Genomic DNA, 21,145 nt, shown 5'->3' on the forward strand with positions numbered 1-21,145 from the left:
CCCGCACGGCGGCGGGCACAACAAGGGGGGCGGACCCGACCGGGTCCGCCCCCCTCTTCCGTTCGCGCGCGTCCGCGTCAGGCCAGCAGCTCCACCTCCGCCAGCGCCGACTCGCCGTCCAGGACCAGCCGGTACTTCGTGTAGGTGCCGGGCGCCGCGACGGTGAAGGCACGTGTCTGGCGGTCCCACGTGAACGTCTCGCCGGAGCGGTGGTCCAGGGTCTTCCAGTCCGTGCCGTCCGTGGAGCCCTGAAGGGTCCAGCCGGTCGGCGCCTTGGCGTGGTCCGCCGAGGTCAGCGTGTACTGCACCGGCTTCACCGCACCGCCGGCCGGCAGGTCCACCGAGGTGACCGTCGCGTTCGTCGCCGAGGTGTCGTCGAACAGGGCACCGTCACCCTTGAGGACGTCCGCGCGCGGGGCCGGCACCTTGTCGTCCCGGGTGACGGAGACCGGCGCCGCGTCCTTGCCGGTGCCCCAGGTCGACGGCTCGGCCCCCATGCGGAACTCCAGCACGCCGCCCTTGGACAGCATGGAGTGGGGGAGCGAGGTGGATTTCCAGGGACGGCCGTCGAACGTCACGCCCTGGACGTACACGTTCTTCGCGCTGTTCTTCGGCGCCTTGACCACCAGGTCCCGGCCGTTCTCCAGGTGCACGGTGACCTTCTTGAACAGCGGGGAGCCGATGGAGTACTCACCACTGCCCATGACCAGCGGGTAGAAGCCGAGCGCGGAGAAGAGGTACCAGCCCGACTGCTCGCCGTTGTCCTCGTCGCCGTGGTAGCCCTGCCCGATCTCGCTGCCGGTGTAGAGCCGGGACAGCGCCTCGCGCACGTTCGCCTGCGTCTTCCAGGGCTCGCCGGCCGCGTCGTACATGTAGATGACGTGGTGGGCGACCTGGTTGGAGTGGCCGTACATGCCCATCCGGACGTCCCGCGCCTCGGTCATCTCGTGGATGACACCGCCGTAGGAGCCGACGTAGTCCGGGGACGCCGTCTCCGGTGTCGAGAAGTACTCGTCGAGCTTGTCCCCGAGAGCCTGCCGGCCGCCGTACAGGTTGGCCAGGCCCCGGCTGTCCTGCGGGGCGGTGAAGGCGTAGCCCCAGCCGTTGGTCTCCGTGTAGTCGTAGCCCCACACGCGCGGGTCGTACTTCGCGGAGTCCACGCGCCAGCCGCCCTTGGCGTCGCGCCCCTGGAAGAAGCCGGCCTTGGAGTCGTACAGCTTCACGTAGTCCCGGGCCCGGTTGAGGAAGTACTCCGACTCCTCCCGGTAGCGCTTCTCGCCCGTCCTGCGGTAGAGCTCCTGGCCCATCCGGGCGATGCCGTAGTCGTTGACGTAGCCCTCCATCGCCCACGACAGGCCCTCGTGGGTGTCGGTGCTGGTGTAGCCGAGGAAGGGCGAGGTGGTCATGCCCTTGCGGCCCACGCCCGACATCGGCGGGACCACGGTCGCGTTCTTCACGGCCGCGTCGTACGCCGCCTTCGCGTCGAACTTCACGCCCTTGACGTAGGCGTCGGCGAACGCCACGTCCGAGGAGGTGCCGGTCATCAGGTCGGCGTAGCCGGGGGAGGACCACCGGGAGGTCCAGCCGCCGTCCTTGTACTGCTGCACGAACCCGTCGACCATCTCACCGGCCTGGGACGGCGTCAGGAACGAGTAGGCCGGCCACGTGGTCCGGTAGGTGTCCCAGAAACCGTTGTTGACGTACACCTTGCCGTCGACGATCTTCGCGCCGGTGTGCGTCGGGGTGTCCGGGTTCGGCATCGCCGAGAACGGGGAGGCGTACCGGTTCTCGCCGTCGACCTTCTCGAAGCCGGAGTTCGGGTACAGGTAGAGCCGGTAGAGGCCGGAGTACAGCGTGGTCAGCTGGTCGGTGGTGGCGCCCTCCACCTCGACCTTGCCGAGCAGCTTGTCCCAGGCGCGCAGGGCACGGCCCTTCACGGTGTCGAACGAGGCACCGCCGACCTCCTGGCGCAGGTTGTCCTTCGCCTGGTCGACGCTGATGAGCGAGGTCGCGAGGCGCAGGGTGACCGTGCGGTCGGCGCCCGCGTCGAAGCGCATCCAGCCCTTCACCCCGCTCGACGTGCCGTCCGTGACCGGCTTGTCGAACCGGCCGAACACGAACAGCCGGGTCGCGCCCGTCGACAGGCCCGACTTCACGTCCGAGTAGCCGGTGACGGTCCCGCTCTCCTTGTCGAGCGTGAGGCCCGCCTGCTCGGTGACGTTGTCGAACACCAGGCTCGCGTCGTCGCCCGGATACGTGAAGCGCAGCACCGCCGCGTGGTCGGTCGGCGTCATCTCCGCCTTGAGGCCGTTCTCGAACCGGACCCCGTAGTAGTACGGGCGTGCGGTCTCGTTCTCGTGCCGGAAGGGCAGCTCTCGCGCCTCGCGGCCGGTGTCCGGGGTGCCGGACGCCACCGAAGGCATCAGCTGGAAGGTCTGCCGGTCACCCATCCACGGGCTCGGCTCGTGGCTCGCGCTGAACGCCTGCACGGTGGGCAGGTTGTCGTCGTTGTTCGCCCGCGCGTACTCGTACAGCCAGCTCAGCGACGACGCGTTGGTCACCGGGGTCCAGAAGTTGAAGCCGTGCGGGAGCGCCGTCGCGGGGAAGTTGTTGCCGCGTGAGAAGCTGCCGCTGGAGTTGGTGCCCCGGGTGGTCAGCGCGTAGTCCGCCAGGTGCGCCTTCGGCTTCTCGGGGGCGGCCTCCTTCAGGGAGATGTCGTCCACCCAGCCGCGGAACTTCGCCGGGCCGTCCGGGGAGTCGTACGCCACCAGGATCCGGTCGACCGTCCTGCCGGCCGCGACCGAGCCGATCCGGGAGGCCACGTCGTTCCACTGGTTGACGTACAGCGTCCTGGACCCGCCCTGCCCGCGCGGTGTCAGCGGGAAGCCGTGCTCGTCCTGCGCGCCCAGACCGCTGAGCGAGGTGCCGTCGGTGAAGACCAGGTCGACGGAGACGTTCGTGGCGTCGTAGTCGCGGTCGCCGTCGGCCATCGACGGGAAGACGCGGTACGACAGCCGGGTGTCCCGCCCGACCCGCACGTTCACGTCGAAGATCTTGTTGTACGAGTACGCCCGGCCGCCCGCCGTGTGCCGGCCGGCATAGCGCAGGGCGCGCTTCCCGGTGAATCCGGCCCGCGCCTTGGCCGTCGGGGAGCCGTTCGGGCCCTTGTCGACGAGCGTCAGCATGTCCTGCGGCACCGGCCCGCCCGTACCGCCGGTGGAGAACTGCACGTCGGCGAGTTGCAGGATGTCCGACGCGCCGTTGTTCTTCGTCACCTCCAGCCGGAAGTGCTGGTACTCGACCGGCTCGGCCAGGTCGTACGACTTCGTCTGGAACCGCTCGGAGAAGTTCTCGCCCGAGCGGGTGTCGACGGTCTTCCAGTCCTTGCCGTCGGTGGAGCCCAGCAGGGTCCAGTCCTTCGGGTCGCGCCCGTCGAAGTCGTTGGCCGAGGTGAGCGCGTACGTCACCAGCTTGACGGGCTTGTCGAGGTCGAACTCCACCCAGCCGGTCGGCTCGAAGGCCAGCCACTTGGTGCCGGGTTCGCCGTCGACGAGGTTCTCCGCCACCTCACCCGCGCCGGTGTTCTCGCCGCTCGCCCGGACCTCGGTGACATGGTCGCTCACATTGCCCGGGATGCCCGTGCTGTAGCCGCCGTCGACGCCGGAGGCGCGCTTGCCGCCGTCCGCCGAGGTGTCGACGGTGTTCAGCCAGTCCGGTGCCGGGTCGCCCGCCTCGAACGAGGATGCGAACTCCCGGTCGGCGACCGGAGCCTTGGCGGGCAGGGCGACCGCCGCGCCCTGTGCGCCGACGGCCATGACAAAGGCGGCCGTGAGGACGACCGCCGGACCCCATCTGTGCCGAGTTCTCCGCTGCATCTACGGATTTCCCCTCCTGCGACCGCGGTGGACAACGTTGTCAATTCGGTTCGCAGGAACCAGTAGGTGGCCAAGTGACCGGTGATGTCAAGGGTGTTGGGCGTGGCATTCAGGGACTTATGTCGCGACTTTTTCCGCCAGGTCGCCCACAGGGCGTTCATATTTCCAAGAGGTCTCAACTCGGAAAAGACCGGCCGCGAACCCTGTATTCGATCTTGCTCCGTCGGCCGGAAGTGGACTATACCTGTCGGCGCCCGGTACAAGATGCACGCTCGGTACCAGACGCATGAAGTACTTCCTGCACCACCCAGCTTGACCCGACAGCGGTGCCGGGGAGGATCCGGTTCACCGCCTGAGTCCTGGAGAAGGCGAGGACTTGAGCATGGGATCCACTTCCGACGGGAACACCGGTTCCTCGGGTGTCGGCCGCCGCGATCTGATCAAGCGGTCCGCCGCGCTCGGCCTGATCAGCGTTCCGACGATGAGCCTCCTGTCCGCCTGCGCCAGCGGCGGCGGCGACGGCGACTCGGACGGGGGCGGCGACACCAAGGGGGAGAAGTCCAAGGACAACCCCTTCGGCGCCAAGAAGGGCAGCAAGCTCGACGTCGTCGTCTTCAAGGGCGGCTACGGCGACGACTACGCCAAGGCGTGGGAGGCCGACTTCGGCAAGAAGCTCGGCATCACCTCCACCCACACCGGCACGCAGGAGATCACCGGCAAGCTCCAGCCGCGCTTCAACGGCGGCAACCCGCCGGACATCGTGGACGACTCCGGCGCCCAGCAGATCAAGGTCGACGTCCTGTACAAGAACGGGCAGCTGCTGGACCTCGCCGAGGTCCTGGACTCCCCCTCGGTCGACGACCCCTCCAAGAAGGTCCGCGACACCCTGATCCCCGGCACGCTCGACCCGGGCATGCAGGAGGGCAAGGTCGTCGCGCTGAACTACATCTACACGGTGTGGGGCCTGTGGTACTCCGGCAAGCTCTTCAAGGAGAAGGGCTGGGAGGCGCCCAAGACCTGGGAGGACTTCCTCGCCATCTGCAAGGACGCCAAGTCCCAGGGCATCGGCGGTCTCGCCCACCAGGGCAAGTACCCGTACTACATCAACGTCGCCATCATGGACCTGATCGCCAAGAAGGGCGGTCTGGACGCGATGAAGGCCATCGACAACCTGGACCCCAAGGCGTTCGTGGGTTCGGAGGCGGCGCAGGCCGGCGTCGAGGCCATCTACGAGGTCGTCGAGAAGGGCTATCTGATGCCCGGAACGAACGGCCTGACGCACACCGAGTCGCAGACCCGCTGGAACCAGTACAAGGCCGCGTTCATCACCTGCGGCTCCTGGCTGGAGAACGAGCAGCTGAAGCAGACCCCGTCGGACTTCGACATGAAGTTCCTGCCGATGCCGCTGCTGTCGGGCAGCAAGCTGCCGTTCGAGGCGATCCGGGCCGGTTCGGGCGAACCCTTCATCATCCCCTCGAAGGCGCACAACCTGCCGGGGGCGAAGGAGTTCATGCGGCGCATGCTCTCCAAGGAGTGGTCGACGCTCTTCGCCAAGGAGGCGAACTCGCTCACCATCCTCAAGGACGGCGTGGACCCGAGCGTCAAGCTGCGGCCGGGCACGCAGTCCACGGTCGAGGCGTCCAAGGCGGCCGGCGACAACACCTTCCGCTTCCTGTACACCGAGTGGTACAGCGAGATGGGGACCGCCATCGAGGCCGCGTCCAACGAGCTCATGGCCAAGCGCATCCAGCCGAAGGAATGGCTGAAGCGCTGTCAGGCCGCGGTGGACAAGCAGGCGAAGGACCCTGCGTCGAAGAAGAACCACCGGGACTAGGTCCACCGGCCGCCTCCGGGGTGCGGGTGCGACCGCCCGCGCGGGTCCGACCGGACCCGCGCGGGCGGTCCCCCGCACCCCCGGGGTGTCGGTGGCGACCGGACACATCAAGGGCAGGGACGCCGATGCGCAAAGGGCAGTACCGGTTCGTCGCGGGGTTTCTCCTCGTCCCCGTGGCGCTCTATGTGGTCTTCGTGATCTGGCCGTACATCCAGACGTTCGGCTATTCGCTGACGGACTGGAAGGGGCAGTCGCAGACCTTCAGTTTCGTGGGTCTGGACAATTACCAGGCGCTGTTCCAGGACGACGTCTTCCTGGGTGCCATCTGGCACAACATCCTGTTCCTGGTCTTCATCCCGGTGATCACCATTCTGCTCGCCCTGTTCTTCGCCTTCATGCTGAACGCGGGCGGGCGCAGCCGGGCCGGCGGAGTGCAGGGCGTGGCCGGGTCGAAGGTCTACAAAGTCGTCTACTTCTTTCCGCAGGTGCTGTCGCTGGCGATTCTCGCGGTGCTGTTCAACGCGGTGTACCGCAGTGACGGCGGCGGTCTGCTCAACGGCGCGCTGATCAAGGTCGGCCTGGTGGACGCCGACAATCCGGTGGAATGGCTGAACGAGCCGAACCTGGTGCTGTGGGCTCTCATGGTGGCCGTGGTCTGGCAGGGCGTCGGCTTCTACCTGGTGCTGTTCTCCGCCGCCATGCAGTCCATCCCGAGGGACATCTACGAGGCCGCCCTGATCGACGGGGCCAACCGCAACCAGTCCTTCTTCCGCATCACCCTGCCGCTGCTGTGGGACACCGTGCAGACCGCCTGGGTCTACCTCGGCATCGTCGCCATGGACATGTTCGTACTGGTCTCCTCCATGACCCAGAACATGGGCGCGTACGGCGGCGGCCCCGATCACCACAGCGACGTGATGTCGACGGTGATGATGCGCAACTTCCTCTACTACGGCAAGAGCGGCTACGCCTGCGCCATGGGCGTGATCATGCTGCTGCTCACCCTGGTCCTGTCCGTCGTCACGCTGCGCGCCACCCGCCGCGAGCGCATCGAGTTCTGAGCGGAGTGCCGAGGATGAGCGCACCCATCAAGGAGACCGCCCCCGTCCCCGCCGAGCGGCCCGTGGACAAGGTCCCCGTCCGCCCCGGCGACCGGCGCGGCGAGGGCGTGGTCCTGAACGTCTTCTCGCACGGCTTCCTCGCCCTGTGGGGCCTGCTGATCGTGCTGCCCCTGCTGTGGCTGGTGCTCAGCTCCTTCAAGACCGACGTCCAGATCGGCGGCTCGGCCTTCGGCTGGCCGCACAGCTGGTCCTTCGACGTCTTCAGCCGGGCCTGGGACAAGGGCATCGGCGACTACTTCCTGAACACCGTGATCGTCCTGGTGTTCTCCGTGCCGCTGACCATGCTGTTCGGCTCCATGGCCGCGTACGTGCTGGCCAGGTACCGGTTCTGGGGCAACCGGCTGCTCTACTACTTCTTCGTGGCCGGCGCCATGTTCCCGGTGTTCCTGGCCCTCGTCCCGCTGTTCTTCATGGTCAAACGGCTGGACATGCTGAACACCTACCAGGGGCTGATCCTGGTCTACATCGCCTACTCGATGCCGTTCACGGTGTTCTTCATGCACTCCTTCTTCCGGACGCTGCCCACGGCGGTCTTCGAGGCGGCGGTCCTGGACGGTGCCTCGCACACCCGGACCTTCTTCCAGGTGATGCTGCCGATGGCGAAGCCCGGTCTGATCAGCGTGGGCATCTTCAACACGCTGGGGCAGTGGAACCAGTTCATCCTGCCCACGGTGCTGATGCAGCCGCAGAGCGGTTCCGACCCCGAGCGCTACGTCCTCACCCAGGGGCTGATCCAGCTGCAACAGCAGCAGGGATACGCCTCCGACCTGCCCGTTCTCTTCGCCGGCGTGACCATCGCGATGATCCCGATGCTGGTCGTCTACCTGTCCTTCCAGCGCCAGGTGCAGGCGGGTCTGACCTCGGCGACGCTCAAGTAGCGGCGGCGCCCGGGAAGCGCTCCGCGACCCCTCGCACGCACGCCGTCCCGGTCTCCGGGGCGGCGTGCACGGGTGTGTCCCGTACCCGGAAACGGTTCAACCTCTTGACGGAAGTGACCCCGAACGGCTCAGCTTAGAGTTCACTAGTTGGACATACACGGGGCCTCGCCGAAGCGGCCCCGCGCTCAGGAGGTCAGTCGTGGAGACTCCAGGGTCGCAGTCATCGCTGCACCGAGCCAACCTGGAGCGGGTCGTCCGGGCCGTACGCCTGGCAGGGTCCCTCACGCAGGCGGAGATCGCGCGGACGACCGGTCTGTCCGCCGCGACCGTCTCCAACATCGTGCGGGAGCTCAAGGACGGCGGAACCGTCGAGGTCACGCCCACATCGGCGGGTGGCCGACGGGCCCGCAGCGTCAGCCTGAGCGGCGACGCCGGCATCGTCATCGGCGTCGACTTCGGGCACACCCATCTGCGCGTCGCGATCGGGAACCTCGCCCACCAGGTGCTGGCCGAGGAGTCCGAGCCGCTGGACGTCGACGCGTCCTCCGCGCAGGGCTTCGACCGGGCCGAGGAGCTGGTCGGTCGCCTGATCGCAGCAACGGGGGTGGACCGGTCCAAGGTGGCCGGCGTGGGGCTCGGCGTGCCGGGTCCGATCGACGTGGAGTCGGGGACGCTGGGGTCCACCGCGATCCTGCCCGGCTGGGGCGGCACCAAGCCCGCGGAGGAGCTGCGGGAACGGCTCGGCGTGCCCGTTCACGTCGACAACGACGCCAACCTCGGTGCCCTCGGCGAGCTCGTCTGGGGCAGCGGCAAGGGCGTGCGTGATCTTGCTTACATCAAGGTCGCGAGCGGTGTCGGCGCCGGTCTGGTGATCGACGGGAAGATCTACCGCGGGCCCGGCGGCACCGCTGGCGAAATCGGACATATTACACTCGACGAATCCGGCCCGGTCTGCCGTTGCGGCAACCGCGGCTGCCTGGAGACGTTCGCGGCCGCACGCTATGTGCTCCCGCTGCTCCAGCCCAGCCACGGACCCGACCTGACCATGGAGGGTGTCGTACGGCTGGCCAGGGACGGAGACCCGGGCTGTCGTCGGGTGATCGCCGACGTCGGCCGCCACATCGGCAGTGGAGTGGCCAATCTCTGCAATCTGCTGAACCCGAGCAGGGTGGTCCTCGGCGGTGATCTCGCCGAGGCCGGTGAGCTGGTGCTCGGGCCGATCAGGGAGTCCGTCGGCCGCTACGCCATCCCCAGCGCGGCGCGTCAACTGTCCGTTCTCCCGGGGGCTCTTGGGGGCCGTGCCGAGGTGCTCGGGGCGCTTGCCCTCGCCCTCAGCGAGATGGGCGATTCGACCCTTTTGGACGGATCCCTGTCGATGGCCACGCCTGCCTTCACTTAGAGAACGGATGGCACCGTTGCCATCTCGTTAAGGATTTACTTCTTGACGTCGCACGTGTGGCCGAGTTGACTTCCAGCCACCTCGGCCGCAACGACGCGGCCTCGTCAGGGAGGTTTGTGAAGTGAACGCACGTATGCGTCGTGCCGCCGTTGCCATTGCCGCCGGTGCGATGGCCGTCTCGCTCGCGGCTTGTGGCAGCGCCAAGGAGTCGAAGGGCAACGACGACTCTTCCTCCGCGTCGGCCAAGAAGGGCGACGACATCACGGTCGGTCTGCTCCTGCCGGAGAACAAGACCGCTCGTTACGAGAAGTTCGACCGCCCGCTGATCGAGAAGAAGATCAAGGAGCTGACGAACGGCAAGGCGAAGGTCCAGTACAACAACGCCCGTCAGGACGCGAACCTGCAGGCCCAGCAGGTCGACACCATGATCACCAACAAGGTGGACGTCCTGATCCTGGACGCGGTCGACGCCAAGGCCATCCAGAACTCGGTCCAGAAGGCCAAGGACGCCGGCATCAAGGTCGTCGCCTACGACCGTCTCGCCGAGGGCCCGATCAGCGCCTACACCTCGTTCGACAACGAGCAGGTCGGCAAGACCCAGGGCGAGGCCCTGCTGAAGGCGCTGGGCAGCAAGGCCACCAAGTCCTCCAAGATCGTCATGGTCAACGGCTCGGTGACCGACCCGAACGCCGCCCAGTTCAAGAAGGGCGCGCACTCCGTCCTCGACGGCAAGGTCACCATCGCCAAGGAGTACGACACCAAGGAGTGGTCGCCGGACAACGCCAACTCCGAGATGGAGGCGGCGATCTCCTCGGTCGGCAAGGGCAAGATCGCGGGCGTCTACTCCGCCAACGACGGCATGGCCGGCGGTATCATCACCGCCCTCAACGCCGCGGGCGTCAAGGTCCCGGTCACCGGCCAGGACGCCGAGCTCGCGGGTGTGCAGCGCATCGTCGCCGGTGAGCAGTACATGAGCGTCTACAAGCCCTACGCCCCCGAGGCCGACGCCGCCGCCGAGATGGCCGTGGCGCTCGCCAAGGGCGAGAGCCTGGACTCCGTCGCCAAGGACAAGGTCTCCTCGGGCTCCGCGCAGGACGTCCCGTCGGTGCTCGTCCCGGTCACCTCGCTGACCAAGGAGAACATCAAGGACACCGTCGTCAAGGACGGCGTCTACACGATCGACGAGATCTGCACCGGCAAGTACAAGTCCGCCTGCGCCAAGCTCGGTCTGAAGTAAGCGGTCCCGGGTCTCTTCCCGCCCCGGGTGTTCGTCCGTGAACACCCGCGGGAAGAGCGACGGACCGCCCAAGGCTCCTCCGGTGCCCCGCGCATCACACAGCCCCGCAAGCTCGGCGCGGGGCGCCGGACGGAAAACTCCCCCAAACTTCTGCACAACCTCCCGCCGGGTCAGGCGGCGAAGGAGATGGTTCACGTGTCCGCTACGCCCGTGCTGGCGTTGCGCGGGGTCTCCAAGCGGTTCGGTGCCGTTCAGGCGCTCACCGACGTAGAGCTTGAGGTCCACGCCGGTGAGGTGGTCGCCCTGGTGGGCGACAACGGTGCCGGAAAGTCCACGCTGGTCAAGACGATCGCCGGCGTGCACCCCATCGACGAGGGCGCTATCGAGTGGAACGGCGAGGCCGTCTCCATCAGCCGCCCGCACGACGCCCAGTCCCTGGGCATCGCGACGGTCTACCAGGACCTCGCGCTGTGCGACAACATCGACGTCGTCGGCAACCTGTTCCTCGGCCGTGAGCTGAGGAAGTGGGGCGTCCTCGACGAGGTGGAGATGGAGCGCCGCGCCCGCGAGCTCCTCACCACGCTCTCGATCCGCATCCCGAGCGTCCGCATCCCGATCGCCTCGCTCTCCGGCGGTCAGCGCCAGACCGTGGCCATCGCCCGCTCCATGCTCGGCGACCCGAAGCTGGTCATCCTCGACGAGCCCACCGCGGCCCTCGGCGTCGAGCAGACCGCCCAGGTCCTCGACCTGGTGGAGCGCCTGCGCGAGCGCGGTCACGCCGTGATCCTCATCAGCCACAACATGGCGGACGTGAAGGCGGTGGCCGACAAGGTCGCCGTCCTGCGCCTCGGCCGCAACAACGGCGTCTTCGAGGTCAAGACGACCTCGCAGGAGGAGATCATCTCCGCCATCACCGGCGCCACCGACAACGCCGTGACCCGCCGTGCCGCGCGCACGTCCAGCACGAACGGGGAGGTTTCCAAGTGAGCCTCGACAACACCTCCGCGAATCTCGACAAGACGCCCGGCGAGGGCGAGCACGTCGTCGAGAACCCCGAGGCAGCGGCCGCCGCCGTCACCGCGGTCGACCCGCGCCTCCTGGTGCGCGAGCAGGGCCTGCTCGGCTACTGGAGCGAGTTCAAGCGGAAGATGAAGGCCGGTGAGCTGGGTTCCCTCCCGGTCATCCTGGGTCTCGCGATCATCTGCGTCATCTTCCAGGTCCTGAACTCCGAGTTCCTCTCCGCGCAGAACATCAGCAACATCACGGTCACGATGGTCGGCACGGGCATGATCTCCGTCGGCATCGTCTTCGTGCTGCTGCTCGGCGAGATCGACCTGTCCGTCGGCTCGATCAGCGGCGCGGCCAGCGCCCTCGCCGCCGTCCTCACGGTCAACCAGGGCTGGCCCGAGTGGGTGGCCGTACTGGTCGCCATCGCCGCCGGTGCCGCCATCGGCTCGCTGCACGGCTTCTTCTTCGCGGTGCTCGGCGCCCCCGCCTTCGCCGTCACCCTGGCCGGCCTGCTGTTCTGGCTCGGCTTCATGCTGAAGGTGCTGGGCGAGGACGGCACGATCAACCTCGACAGCGACGGCCTGATCGGCAAGCTGACCACGTACACCTTCACGGACGTCGGCGCCGCCTACGGTCTGGCGGTCGTCGTGGTGGCGCTGTTCTTCGTCAGCTCCTTCCTCGGCAACCGGCGCCGGGAGGCCGCGGGCGTCCCGTCCCGGCCGCTCAGCGACACGGTCCTGCGCACGGTGCTGCTGGCCGTCGTCTCCTTCGCCGCGGCCTACCTGTACAACCAGTACAAGGGCCTGCCGCTGGCCACGGTGATCTTCCTCGCCTTCCTGGTCGGCACGGACTTCGTGCTCCGGCGCACCCCGTACGGCCGCAAGATCTTCGCGCTCGGCGGCAGCGTGGAGGCGTCCCGGCGTGCGGGCATCAACGTCACCGCGGTGCGCATCTCGGTCTTCGCGATCTCCGGCGGCTTCGCCGCCATCGGCGGTCTCTTCCTGGCCTCGAAGATCGCCTCCGCCAACCAGAGCGCCGGTACCGGTGACCTGCTGATGAACGCGATCGCCGCGGCCGTCATCGGTGGCACCTCGCTCTTCGGCGGCCGCGGCCGCACGTGGAACGCGCTCCTCGGTGTGCTGGTGATCGTGTCCATCCAGTACGGTCTCCAGCTGGAGTCCATCGCCGAGCCGGTGAAGTACATGATCACCGCGGCTGTGCTGCTGACCACGGTCGTCATCGACTCGGTCACCCGCAAGACGCAGAAGACGGCGGGTCGCGCGTAAGCGATCCCGTCCCTGCTCGAGCGCCCGGCACTCATAAGGTGCCGGGCGCTGTCGTGTCGTGCACAGCGCGAACATTAGACTCGACAAGCCCGGCAACAGCTCGATCAGCTCTACTGCAAGGAGGCACGGGTGCCGATGCTGACCCGCATCAGGGGACCGCGCGATCTGGACCGGCTCAGCCTGGAGGAGCTGGACCAGCTGGCCGGGGAGATCCGGACCTTCCTCGTCGACGCCGTCTCCAAGACCGGCGGCCACCTCGGCCCCAACCTCGGCGTGGTCGAGCTCACCATCGCCCTGCACCGCGTCTTCCACTCCCCGAAGGACAAGGTCCTCTGGGACACCGGCCACCAGTCGTACGTGCACAAGCTGCTCACGGGCCGGCAGGACTTCTCCCGGCTGAAGATGAAGGGCGGCCTGTCCGGCTACCCCTCGCAGGCCGAGTCCGAGCACGACGTCATCGAGAACAGCCACGCCTCGACCGTGCTCGGCTGGGCCGACGGCATCGCCAAGGCCAACGAGCTGCGCAGGCGGGACAGCCACGTCGTCGCGGTCATCGGTGACGGCGCGCTGACCGGCGGCATGGCCTGGGAGGCGCTGAACAACATCGCCGAGGCCAAGGACCGCCCGCTGGTCATCGTCGTCAACGACAACGAGCGGTCGTACGCGCCGACCATCGGCGGCCTGGCGAACCACCTGGCGACCCTGCGCACCACCGACGGGTACGAGCGTTTCCTCGCCCGCACCAAGGACATCCTCGACCGCACCCCGGTCGTCGGCAGGCCGCTGTACGAGACCCTGCACGGCGCCAAGAAGGGGCTGAAGGACTTCATCGCCCCGCAGGGCATGTTCGAGGACCTGGGCCTGAAGTACGTCGGCCCCATCGACGGCCACGACATCGAGGCGCTGGAGTCGGCGCTGGCGCGGGCCAAGCGGTTCGGCGGCCCGGTCATCGTGCACTGCCTCACCGAGAAGGGCCGCGGCTACCAGCCCGCCCTGCAGGACGAGGCCGACCGCTTCCACGCCGTCGGCAAGATCCACCCCGACACCGGTCTGCCGATCGCGTCCTCCGGCGCCGACTGGACCTCCGTGTTCGGCGAGGAGATGGTCCGGCTCGGCGAGGAGCGCGACGACATCGTCGCCATCACCGCGGCCATGCTCCAGCCGGTCGGCCTGGACAAGTTCGCCAAGCGCTTCCCCGACCGGGTGTACGACGTCGGGATCGCCGAGCAGCACGGCGCCGTCTCCGCCGCGGGCCTCGCGCACGCGGGCGTGCACCCCGTCTTCGCCGTCTACGCCACCTTCCTCAACCGCGCCTTCGACCAGGTCCTCATGGACGTCGCCCTGCACAAGTGCGGGGTCACCTTCGTGCTGGACCGGGCCGGTGTCACCGGCACCGACGGCGCCTCGCACAACGGCATGTGGGACATGTCGCTGCTCCAGGTCGTGCCCGGGTTGCGGCTCGCCGCGCCGCGCGACGCCGACCAGGTGCGGGCCCAGCTGCGCGAGGCCGTCGCCGTCGAGGACGCGCCGACCGTCGTGCGCTTCTCCAAGGGCGCCGTCGGCCCCGCCGTACCGGCGGTCGGCCGCGTCGGCGGCATGGACGTGCTGCGCGAGCCCGGCACCGACAGGCCGGACGTGCTGCTCGTCTCCGTGGGCGCGCTCGCCCCGATGTGCCTGGAGGTCGCCGGCCTGCTCGACAAGCAGGGCATCTCCACCACCGTGGTCGACCCGCGCTGGGTCAAGCCCGTCGACGAGGCCATGGCCCCGCTCGCCGAGCGGCACCGGGTCGTCGTCACCGTCGAGGACAACAGCCGCGTCGGCGGCGTCGGCTCGGCCGTCGCCCAGGCCCTGCGCGACGCGGGCGTGGACGTCCCGCTGCGTGACTTCGGCATCCCGCCGCGCTTCCTCGACCACGCCTCCCGCGCCGAGGTGCTCGCCGAGATCGGGCTGACCGCGCCGGACATCGCCCGTCAGGTCACCGGCCTGGTCTCCAAGCTGGACGGCCGGTTCGACCGAACGGCGGACGCGGTGGATTCCGTGGAAACCGCGCGCGACTAGGGACAGCGCTCCTCCGGGCCGGTTCCGCCGCCTTCTGCGGTGGCGGAACCGGCCCGTCTGCGTGAACCTGCCTGTGCCGGGGCATACGAGTCCCGACCCTCTCGATCATGTTGAGCCATATCGAGGCCTCACAAGCGTGGGAGGCAGGAACGTGAGCAGCGCGCTCTTCCGGACGAAAAACGTCGAGCAGTCCATCCGGGACACCGAGGAACCGGAGCATTCGCTCAAGAAGTCCCTCTCCGCGCTCGATCTGACGGTGTTCGGTGTCGGTGTCATCATCGGCACCGGCATCTTCGTCCTCACCGGACAGGTCGCCAAGAACAACGCCGGTCCGGCGGTGGCCCTGTCCTTCGTCGCGGCCGGTGTCGTCTGCGCCCTCGCCGCCCTGTGCTACGCGGAGTTCGCGTCCACGGTCCCCGTGGCGGGCTCGGCGTACACGTTCAGCTACGCCTCCCTCGGCGAGCTGCCCGCCTGGATCATCGGCTGGGACCTGGTGCTGGAGTTCGCGCTGGGCACGGCGGTGGTGGCGGTCGGCTGGGCCGGCTACATCCGCTCGCTGCTGGACAACGCCGGCTGGCACCTGCCGGCGTACCTCGCCGGGCGGGACGGCGCCCACGGATTCGGCTTCGACATCCTCGCCGCCGCCCTGGTGCTGGTGCTCACCGGCATCCTCGTCCTCGGCATGAAGCTGTCCGCACGGATCACCTCGGTCGTCGTCGCCATCAAGGTGGCCGTCGTACTGATCGTGATCATCGCCGGCGCGTTCTTCATCCGCGGCGAGAACTACAAGCCGTTCGTCCCGCCCGCGGAGCCGGTGAAGGCGGGCGGCAACCTGGGCGCCCCGCTCGTGCAGCTGATGTTCGGCTGGGCACCGGCCAACTTCGGTGTGATGGGCATCTTCACCGCGGCCTCGGTGGTGTTCTTCGCCTTCATCGGCTTCGACATCGTCGCCACCGCCGCGGAGGAGACCCGCAACCCGCAGCGGGACATGCCGCGCGGCATCCTGGGCTCGCTGCTCATCTGCACCGTGCTGTACGTCGCCGTGTCCATCGTCGTCACCGGCATGCAGAAGTACACCCGGCTGTCGGTGGAGGCCCCCCTCGCCGACGCCTTCAAGGCCATCGGGCACCCCTGGTACGCGGGCGTGATCAGCTTCGGCGCCGCCATCGGCCTGACCACCGTCTGCCTGATCCTGCTGCTGGGCCAGACCCGGGTGTTCTTCGCGATGAGCCGCGACGGACTGCTGCCGCGCTTCTTCTCGCGCGTCCACCCGAAGTTCAAGACCCCGCACCGGCCCACCATCCTGCTCGGTGTGATCATCGCGATCGTCGCCGGCTTCACCAGCCTGAGCGAGCTGGCCGAACTGGTGAACATCGGCACGCTGTTCGCCTTCGTGGTCGTCGCGATCAGCGTGATCATCCTGCGCAAGTCCCGCCCGGACCTGCCGCGTGCCTTCCGGACCCCGTGGGTGCCCTTCGTGCCGATCGTGTCCGTCTGCGCCACGCTGTGGCTGATGCTCAACCTGCCGGCCGAGACCTGGCTGCGGTTCGCCATCTGGATGGCGATCGGCTTCTTCGTCTACTTCCTCTACGGCCGTAAGCACAGCCGCCTCGCCACGAGCGGGCAGACGGCGGAGAAGGTGCCCCCGCCGCCCGCCGGAAACACCCCGTAACCACCACCTCGTCACCCCGGCCCCGTATGTCCCGCTTCGGCGCAGACGTCGGGGCCGGATAGCGTGCTGCCCATGCTCGCCGCCGCGCTCGCCCCCGCCCGGACCGCACCCACCCGGACGGCGTTCTGGACGCGGCTGCTGCCCCTCCTGGCGCTCCTGGCCTGCGTCACCCGGGTGCCGTCCTTCGTCCGCCCGCTGTGGAACCCGGACGAGGGCTACCTCGCCGTGCAGGCCCGCCTGCTCACCCAGGGCGGGCACCTCTACGACACCGTCGTGGACCGCAAACCGCCGCTGCTGCCCTGGCTGTACGAGGCCGCGTTCGCGCTGTGCGGCTCGGGCTCCCTCACCCCGCTGCGGGTGCTCGCGGTCCTCGCCCAGCTGCTCACCGCGGTCCTGCTCGTCTCGATCGCCCGCCGCCGCTGGGGCGACGGCGCGGGCCGGACCGCCGGGGTGCTGTACCTGCTGGTCTCCGTCGGGCTCAACCCCGAGGACGCGCAGGCCGCCACGTTCGAGGTGTTCATACTGCCCTGCACGGCCGCGGCCGTGTGGTGCGCCGACCGGGGGCGCTGGGGCGCGGCCGGTGCCGCCGTCGCCGCCGCGTTCCTCACCAAGCAGACCGGCGGAGCGGTGCTGCTGCCGGTGGCCCTGCTGCTGCACCGGCAGGGCGCCTCGCGCGCGGGCCCGCTGCGGCTCGCGGCCGGGCTGACCGTGCCGGTGCTCGGCGCGGCCCTCCTGACCGACCCGGCCGGGTTCGTGTTCTGGACGGTGACCGGTTCCGCCGCGTACGCCTCCTTCACCGGCTCCGAACTCCACGTCCTGGTCCGGGCGCTGACGAACACCGCGATCCTGGCCGGCGCCTCGGCGGGCCTGCTCCCGCCCGTCGTGCGGTCCCTGCGCACCGCGCGCTCCGGAGCGGCGGACCTCTGGCTGTGGCTGGCCTCCTCGGCGGCCGCCGTGGCCCTCGGCTTCCACTTCTTCGGCCACTACTACCTGCAACTCACCGCGCCGCTCGCCCTGCTGGCCACCCGGGCGCTGCACGTCCTGCCCCGGGAACGGCGCGTGCGGGCCGTGCTCACCTCGGCCTGCTGCTGCGCCTGCTTCCTCCTCTGGGGCCTCTTCGCCGCGCGCGCCGACCTCACCCACGCCCAGCGGCTCGCGACCGCCCTGGAACACCGCACGAAGTCCGCCGACCGCGTCCTCGTCTGGGGCATACACCCGGAGACGTACTGGCTGGCCGGCCGCACCCCGGCGACCCGCTTCCTCACCGCGGGCCTGCTCACCAACTACAGCGGCGGCCGGGACGGACCGCAGGTCGGCGAGAAGTACGCCGTCGCGGGCACCTGGCCGGTCTTCCGGCGGGAGATGAGCGCCCACAGCCCCGCCCTGGTCGTCGACGACTCCCGCGGCCGGCCGTACGCCCCCGCGCGCGTGCCGACCCTGCGCCGCCTGCTGGAGTCACGCTACGAGGAGATCGCCAGGGTGGACGGCGCGGTCCTGTACGCCCGGCTGCCGGGGGAGTAGCCGGCCCGGCTCGGGGCGGCCGGGTGCCGGGACGGCCCGGTGAGACGGCCGCTGCCGCCGGCCCGGGTCAGCCGAGTACCGCGCGCGGGCCGGCCACCTCGGCGCCCAGGCCGGTCACCCGCCGGCGCAGCTCCCGGTCGGCGGTGATCACCAACCGGGGCCGGCCGGCGTGCTCGGCGGCCAGTTCCACGATCCGGTCGTCGCCGCTGCCGGGGGCGGACTCCACCCGGACACCCGGCACCGACTCCACGCCACGCGCCGCACCCTCGACCACCAGCACGATCTCCACGGGCGCGGGCCGGCCCGGCAGTCCGGCACCGGCCAGCCGGTCGCGGAGGCGCTCGGCGGCACCCCGGCGGTCGCGCCACCAGCCGTCGGGCCGCGATCCGACGACGTTGGCGCCGTCCACGATGACGAGCAGCGGGTCGTCCGCGTCCGGGGAGCGGGGAGCGTCGGTCATGGCCCAAGGGTAGAGGTGAGCCGCGGCACGGCCCCTGGGCGGCCGGGCGGTGGAGGCTGGGGAACGCTTGCGCGAAGAGCATATGATGGTTCGAGTTTCAGGGTTCCCGTGGCCGTGATGCGGCGGACTTCAGGAAGGTGCACGAGGCCATGCGGAGAAGGCAGGCGGGCCCCGTGGAGGCCGCCCGCCCGGTGGGGCGCTCAGGTGAGGGACCGGGACGGGTCGCGTCCGGGGTCGCTCACGGCAACTGGCTCACCCGGGGCAAGGACGGCCGGCTCACCCTCTACGCGCCCACGGACGGCGGACTCCTGCGCTGGACGGAGACCACGGCCGGCGGCCCCGACTGGAGCGGCCCGCACTTCGTGGCCGTGCCGGGGCTCACCGAGCTGACCGTGGTCCAGGGTGCCGACGGCTACGTCCACTTCCTCGGGCGCCGCGAGCGCACCAAGGCCGACGGCTCGCCGAACGTCGACATCGTGCACGCCATCCAGTACCAGACGGGCCTCGCCTTCACCGACTGGCGTTCGCTCGGCACCCCGCACCCCGACGGTGACGTGGGCCGGCCGGCCGGCGCGGTCGCGCAGGACGGCACGGTGCACGTCTTCGTGCGCGGCGGCCACGGCGGCCTGATGCTGCGCCGCGAGGCCCCGAACGGCAAGTGGCGGGCGTGGGAGGACCTGCACGGCAGCGGCCTCGACGGGCCGCCCGCCTCGGTCGTCCTGGCGAGCGGCCGGATGGAGGTCTGCGCCGCGGCCGGGACCGGCGTGCTGATCTGGCGTCAGTCCGCGCCCGGCGGGGACTTCGGCAGCCCGCGCGGCTTCTCGCTGCGCGCGGCGCCCGGCACCCTCGCCGCTGCCGAGACCGCGCCCGACCGGGCCACGTTCTTCTGGACGGAGGCGGACAGCGGTGTCGCCGCGGCCTGGCGGATCGGCGGCTGGCCGACCATGCTCGGCGGGTCCGCGGCCGAGCGGCCGTACGCGGTGCTGCGCACCGACCTGGACGGTTACGACTGCCTCGTCCTCGCCTACCGGGACCAGGACGGCTCGCCCGTGCTGGGGATGGGCGGCACCGAGAACGAGGAGGCCGGGTTCTGGTGGTACGCCCTGGCCGAGGCCTGCCAGGGCGGCCCGGCACTGGCGCGGGACGGCCGGGGCCGTGTGGTCATGGCGCTCATCGGCCCCGACGGCGCGCCCAAGGTGGCCCGTCAGGAGGACGGCGCCGGACTCTCCCTGACCCACTGGCACAGGCTCTGATAGACCGACGCGCCGGAGTTCCGGCGCACGGACGCACGATGCCGGCCGGCCGCTGACTCAGCGGCCGGCCGGCATCGTCGTGTCGTCAGCCGCCCGTCGCGGGCGACTTCTTCGCCGACTCGGGGATCGCGGCGTCCGACCGGATCGCCTTCCAGAGCTGGGCGGCCTGCGGCTCCGCCGCCACGACACGGTTGGGGTCGACCTTGTCGTACGCCACCGGCAGCATGATCGTTTCCATGGTGGACGGGTCGACGCCGTTCAGACTGCGGCCGAACTCCGCCAGCTTGGAGAGCGAGGCGAGGTCGGAGTCGGTGGTGAGCGCGGCGGTCAGCTCGTCGGCGATCTTGTAGGTCTTGGTGGGGCTGCCCAGCAGGTCCTGCTTCTTGATCTCGGAGAGCAGCGCGATCATGAACTGCTGCTGCAGTCCGATCCGGCCGAGGTCGCTGCCGTCGCCTATCCCGTGCCGGGTGCGGACGAACTGCAACGCCTGCGTGCCGTCCAGCCGGTGCGATCCGGCGGACAGGTCCAGGCCGCTGGAGGAGTCGTGGATGTCCTTGTCCACGGTGACGTCCACGCCGCCTATCGCGTCCACCAGCCCCTTGAAGCCGGCGAAGTCGATCTCGACGTAGTGGTCCATGCGGACCCCCGAGATCTGCTCGACGGTCTTGACCACGCAGGCCGGACCCACCTGGGAATAGATGGAGTTGAACATCACACGCTTCGCGGAGGCCACCTCGGTGCCGTCCGTCTTCGTGCAGTCGGGCCGGGTCACCAGGGTGTCGCGGGGGATGCTGATCGCGACGGCCTTGGTGCGGCCCTCGGGTATGTGCATCACCAGCGCGGTATCCGAGCGCGCGCCGGAGACGTTGCCCGTGTGCAGGGACGCGTTGGCGCCGGCCCGTGAGTCGGACCCCAGGATCAGGATGTTCTGACCCGACGTCGGCAGCTTCTGCGGGCGGTCGTCACCGATCGCCCTGTCGATGTCGACGCCCTTGATGTTGTCGTTGAGGTCGCTGTAGAGCCAGTAGCCCACGCCGCCCGCGGCCAGCAGCAGGACCAGGACGGACAGCAGCACGATGCGGCCCCAGCGCCTCTTGCCGCCCTGCGGCTTTCGCCGCCCGCCGTTCGACGCGCCCCGGCGGGCACGCCGCGGCTCGGTGGTGGCGCTGTGCGTCATCGCCTTCGGTTCCTCTCCTCACGGGCTCCGCGATGCGGAGGATCGGGGCCCGGGTGGGGGGAGGCCGGCCCACTGATGCTGTGGATGCAGTGGGAGAACTATAGGCATCTCGCCAAGGGGATTTGGGGGGCGGGTGACGATACCCAGGGATTGAGATGGATGGCACATGAACAAGTCTTGACCACTGGTAAGAGTGAAATAAGATGTGGTTCATCTGTGAACAACGGTGGAGGGGGTTTTACCGGGGTCACAGGTGCGGGTGGTGCACGGCCGGCAAGGGGGTCGGCCCGGGTGCACGGCCGCTTTGAGGGTGGGGCGTCCGGTACGGGACTGTTCGATGTCCCGGTGGACGAAATGTCTGGGTAG

At 69.5% G+C, this 21,145-nt stretch carries 14 protein-coding genes; 11 read left to right on the top strand and 3 right to left on the bottom strand.

What is annotated here, in order from left to right:
- Positions 1-77: 77 nt before the first annotated feature.
- Positions 78-3,875, bottom strand: coding sequence for a GH92 family glycosyl hydrolase (locus ACF08B_RS13445; RefSeq protein WP_392317454.1), 3,798 nt, complete (start codon positions 3,873-3,875; stop codon positions 78-80).
- A 382-nt stretch (positions 3,876-4,257) separates the two neighbouring features.
- Between ACF08B_RS13445 and ngcE the strand changes: the two genes are divergently transcribed.
- The 10 genes from ngcE to ACF08B_RS13495 all read left to right on the top strand — a co-directional run bounded on the left by ngcE (position 4,258) and on the right by ACF08B_RS13495 (position 17,889).
- Complete coding sequence (gene ngcE, locus ACF08B_RS13450) at positions 4,258-5,709, top strand: N-acetylglucosamine/diacetylchitobiose ABC transporter substrate-binding protein (RefSeq protein ID WP_392317455.1); 1,452 nt, start codon at positions 4,258-4,260, stop codon at positions 5,707-5,709.
- A gap of 125 nt (positions 5,710-5,834) precedes the next feature.
- Positions 5,835-6,770, top strand: a complete 936-nt coding sequence (locus tag ACF08B_RS13455) for a carbohydrate ABC transporter permease (RefSeq protein ID WP_093473921.1) — start codon at positions 5,835-5,837, stop codon at positions 6,768-6,770.
- 14 nt (positions 6,771-6,784) lie between these two features.
- Positions 6,785-7,708: a carbohydrate ABC transporter permease gene (locus ACF08B_RS13460; protein ID WP_073897479.1), complete on the top strand. Its 924-nt coding sequence runs from the start codon at positions 6,785-6,787 to the stop codon at positions 7,706-7,708.
- Positions 7,709-7,907: 199 nt separating this feature from the next.
- Positions 7,908-9,107 carry an ROK family transcriptional regulator gene (locus tag ACF08B_RS13465; RefSeq protein WP_392317456.1) on the top strand — a complete coding sequence of 400 codons (1,200 nt, stop codon included), beginning with the start codon at positions 7,908-7,910 and terminating at the stop codon, positions 9,105-9,107.
- A gap of 133 nt (positions 9,108-9,240) precedes the next feature.
- The gene (locus tag ACF08B_RS13470) at positions 9,241-10,344 is read left to right on the top strand and encodes a sugar ABC transporter substrate-binding protein (RefSeq protein WP_392317722.1); all 1,104 of its coding nucleotides are present in this window, start codon (positions 9,241-9,243) and stop codon (positions 10,342-10,344) included.
- A gap of 186 nt (positions 10,345-10,530) precedes the next feature.
- A complete protein-coding gene (locus ACF08B_RS13475; protein WP_073897473.1) occupies positions 10,531-11,331 on the top strand; it encodes an ATP-binding cassette domain-containing protein in 801 nt (266 codons plus the stop codon).
- Complete coding sequence (locus ACF08B_RS13480) at positions 11,328-12,638, top strand: sugar ABC transporter permease (RefSeq protein ID WP_392317457.1); 1,311 nt, start codon at positions 11,328-11,330, stop codon at positions 12,636-12,638. The genes ACF08B_RS13475 and ACF08B_RS13480 overlap by 4 nt, the downstream gene beginning before the upstream one ends.
- 129 nt (positions 12,639-12,767) lie before the next feature.
- On the top strand, positions 12,768-14,696 hold the full coding sequence (dxs, locus tag ACF08B_RS13485; protein WP_392317458.1) for a 1-deoxy-D-xylulose-5-phosphate synthase: 1,929 nt from the start codon (positions 12,768-12,770) through the stop codon (positions 14,694-14,696).
- A 151-nt stretch (positions 14,697-14,847) separates the two neighbouring features.
- Positions 14,848-16,368, top strand: coding sequence for an amino acid permease (locus ACF08B_RS13490; protein ID WP_392317459.1), 1,521 nt, complete (start codon positions 14,848-14,850; stop codon positions 16,366-16,368).
- 72 nt (positions 16,369-16,440) lie between these two features.
- Positions 16,441-17,889: an ArnT family glycosyltransferase gene (locus ACF08B_RS13495; protein ID WP_392317460.1), complete on the top strand. Its 1,449-nt coding sequence runs from the start codon at positions 16,441-16,443 to the stop codon at positions 17,887-17,889.
- A 67-nt stretch (positions 17,890-17,956) separates the two neighbouring features.
- On the opposite strand, the gene ACF08B_RS13500 is transcribed toward ACF08B_RS13495, so the two are convergent.
- Positions 17,957-18,349, bottom strand: a complete 393-nt coding sequence (locus tag ACF08B_RS13500) for an NTP pyrophosphohydrolase (protein ID WP_093697823.1) — start codon at positions 18,347-18,349, stop codon at positions 17,957-17,959.
- 149 nt (positions 18,350-18,498) lie between these two features.
- On the opposite strand from ACF08B_RS13500, the gene ACF08B_RS13505 reads away from it, so the two are divergent.
- Complete coding sequence (locus ACF08B_RS13505) at positions 18,499-19,602, top strand: hypothetical protein (RefSeq protein ID WP_392317461.1); 1,104 nt, start codon at positions 18,499-18,501, stop codon at positions 19,600-19,602.
- An 85-nt stretch (positions 19,603-19,687) separates the two neighbouring features.
- On the opposite strand, the gene ACF08B_RS13510 is transcribed toward ACF08B_RS13505, so the two are convergent.
- Positions 19,688-20,779 (bottom strand): LCP family protein, encoded by a 1,092-nt coding sequence (locus ACF08B_RS13510; protein WP_392317462.1) that lies wholly within the window; start codon positions 20,777-20,779, stop codon positions 19,688-19,690.
- Between the last annotated feature and the right edge of the window lie 366 nt (positions 20,780-21,145).

It is taken from the genome of Streptomyces sp. NPDC015139 (genome assembly GCF_043079785.1).
In the GTDB taxonomy this organism is placed as follows: domain Bacteria; phylum Actinomycetota; class Actinomycetes; order Streptomycetales; family Streptomycetaceae; genus Streptomyces; species Streptomyces albidocamelliae.

Excerpts from the sequence above, each read along its gene's own strand:
- ngcE (WP_392317455.1), top strand. The coding sequence starts at position 4,258 with ATGGGATCCACTTCCGACGGGAACACCGGTTCCTCGGGTGTCGGCCGC.
- ACF08B_RS13495 (WP_392317460.1), top strand. The coding sequence starts at position 16,441 with ATGCTCGCCGCCGCGCTCGCCCCCGCCCGGACCGCACCCACCCGGACG.
- ACF08B_RS13500 (WP_093697823.1), bottom strand. The coding sequence starts at position 18,349 with ATGACCGACGCTCCCCGCTCCCCGGACGCGGACGACCCGCTGCTCGTC.
- ACF08B_RS13460 (WP_073897479.1), top strand. The coding sequence starts at position 6,785 with ATGAGCGCACCCATCAAGGAGACCGCCCCCGTCCCCGCCGAGCGGCCC.
- ACF08B_RS13510 (WP_392317462.1), bottom strand. The coding sequence starts at position 20,779 with ATGACGCACAGCGCCACCACCGAGCCGCGGCGTGCCCGCCGGGGCGCG.
- ACF08B_RS13475 (WP_073897473.1), top strand. The coding sequence starts at position 10,531 with ATGGTTCACGTGTCCGCTACGCCCGTGCTGGCGTTGCGCGGGGTCTCC.
- ACF08B_RS13445 (WP_392317454.1), bottom strand. The coding sequence starts at position 3,875 with ATGCAGCGGAGAACTCGGCACAGATGGGGTCCGGCGGTCGTCCTCACG.
- ACF08B_RS13455 (WP_093473921.1), top strand. The coding sequence starts at position 5,835 with ATGCGCAAAGGGCAGTACCGGTTCGTCGCGGGGTTTCTCCTCGTCCCC.
- ACF08B_RS13470 (WP_392317722.1), top strand. The coding sequence starts at position 9,241 with ATGCGTCGTGCCGCCGTTGCCATTGCCGCCGGTGCGATGGCCGTCTCG.
- ACF08B_RS13505 (WP_392317461.1), top strand. The coding sequence starts at position 18,499 with ATGCGGAGAAGGCAGGCGGGCCCCGTGGAGGCCGCCCGCCCGGTGGGG.